The organism is Actinoplanes sp. NPDC051633 (assembly GCF_040681735.1).
Classification (GTDB): domain Bacteria; phylum Actinomycetota; class Actinomycetes; order Mycobacteriales; family Micromonosporaceae; genus Actinoplanes.
The window spans coordinates 1-1,759 of record NZ_JBFAZH010001431.1; the positions used below are offsets into that span (position 1 = coordinate 1).

A 1,759-nucleotide genomic window follows, 5' to 3' on the forward strand; every position below is an offset into this window, starting at 1 on the left:
GAGACGTCCCTGCTGCTGCCCGAGCTCGGCGACGTGGCGGCCAAGTCGCTGCTGGAGGTCGCCGGGCCGGGCAGCGGGAGCCCGTGGTCGTCGGTGCAGATCCGGCACCTGGGCGGCGCCCTGCGGCGGCCGGGCCGGGGAGCCGGGGCGACCGGGGCGATCGACGAGGAGTTCAGCTTCATGGCGATCGGTGTCCCCGTACCCTCGATGGCCGAGGCCCTGGCCGCCCACCGGGCGGTGCTCACCGCTGCGATGGCGCCGCACGCGTCCGCCCGGAAGCTGTTCAACTTCCTCAGCCCGGGCGAGCCCGCCGCGCTGGCCTTCGACGCCGCGACGGTCGACCGGCTGCGTGCCGTCAAGGCGGCGCGTGACCCGCGCGGGGTGTTCCGCAGCAACCGCCCGATCTGAGTCCTTGACCCGCCCTTGGCTCGGCGAGAAGGCTGGTTCCCATGGACAAGGTGATTCATTTCGAGGTGCCGTTCGACGACGGCGAGCGGGCCATCGCGTTCTACCGCGAGGCGTTCGGATGGGATCTCAATCCCATGCCGCAGCTGCAGTACGTGATGACGAAAACCAGCGCGACCGACGAGCAGGGCCGGCCGGCCGAGCCCGGCGCGATCAACGGCGGGATGCTCAAGCGGCAGGGCCCGATCACCGCGCCGGTGATCACCATCGGGGTCGAGGACTTGGACGACGCGCTGGCCCGGGTGGAGAAGCTGGGCGGCACGGTGGCGATCGGCCGGCAGCCGGTGGGCGACATGGGATTCAGCGCATACTTCCACGACACCGAGGGCAATCTGATCGGCCTCTGGCAGAACGCGTAGGAGAGGGCCCCGCCGGGTGGCGGGGCCCTCTCGCGGTCGTTACGGACCCGAGGTGAGGTACTGGATCTCGGCCCCGCGCCGGGCCGTGCCGCCCGAGTTGTTGATGATGCGGTTGATCGTGCCCTGGCCACCCAGGGACACCGTCACCATGTTGGTGAAGCGGATGCCCGGCTTGACCGGCGCCTCGATCGCCCGCTCCCCGACCACCGACTCGTCCAGCGTGAAGACGCAGTAACTGCCCAGCCCCCATGCCTGATGGTTGTTGACCGAGTCGGCCACCTTGTAGGCGGCGTAGCCCCGGGTCGAGCCGTTCATCCAGGAGGCCTGGTTGGGCATCTCGTACGGCATCTCGTTCTGGTAGAAGTACGTCCGCCCGCGTTCGCCGTTCCAGACCGTCTGGTACTTCTGGAAGTGCTCGACGAACAGGCCGTACATGGTCACGTCGTTGCCGTTGACCACCAGGCCCTGGTCGGCCGTGTTGACGCTCCAGCCGACGCCCGCGCCGTGGTCGGCCCGCCACAGCCACATGTGGTCGCCGATCACGTTGTTGCTGTTGACGATCAGCGTGTTGGTGGCCTTGCCGACGCCCGGCCCGCCGATCCGGAAGAACACGTCGTGCAGCGAGATCGGGTTGGCCGCGTTGTTCGCGGTGGAGCCCGGCGCGCCGACCTCCATGAGGGAGGCCGAGTTGGTCGGACCGGCGTCGAACATGATGCCGGCCACCTTCACCCCGGCCACGTCCGCGACCTTCAGCGGGGTGACGCCGTTGTCGGCGAAGAACGTGGCCAGACCGAGGCCCAGCACGACCGTGTCGGGCCGGGTCACGTTGATCGTCTGGTTCACGTGGTGGGTGCCCGGCGTGACGAGCAGGTGCTTGCCGGCGGCCAGGGCGTTGTTGATCGTCGCCGCGCTGGTGCCCGGCCGCACGATGAAGA

At 69.5% G+C, this 1,759-nt stretch carries 2 protein-coding genes and 1 pseudogene; 2 read left to right on the forward strand and 1 reads right to left on the reverse strand.

Going from position 1 to position 1,759, the window contains the following annotated elements; genetic code table 11:
• Together AB0M20_RS41755 and AB0M20_RS41760 are read left to right on the forward strand one after the other, a co-directional pair.
• Positions 1-408 (forward strand): BBE domain-containing protein (locus AB0M20_RS41755; protein WP_364306891.1); only part of this gene is annotated, 408 nt, incomplete at its 5' end.
• Positions 409-449: 41 nt separating this feature from the next.
• The gene (locus tag AB0M20_RS41760; protein WP_364306893.1) at positions 450-824 is read left to right on the forward strand and encodes a VOC family protein; all 375 of its coding nucleotides are present in this window, start codon (positions 450-452) and stop codon (positions 822-824) included.
• A gap of 39 nt (positions 825-863) precedes the next feature.
• On the opposite strand, the pseudogene AB0M20_RS41765 reads toward AB0M20_RS41760, so the two are convergent.
• A pseudogene (locus AB0M20_RS41765) lies at positions 864-1,759 on the reverse strand (sialidase); the annotation flags it as partial.

Coding starts and splice junctions, on each gene's coding strand:
- AB0M20_RS41760 (WP_364306893.1), top strand. CDS start 450: ATGGACAAGGTGATTCATTTCGAGGTGCCGTTCGACGACGGCGAGCGG.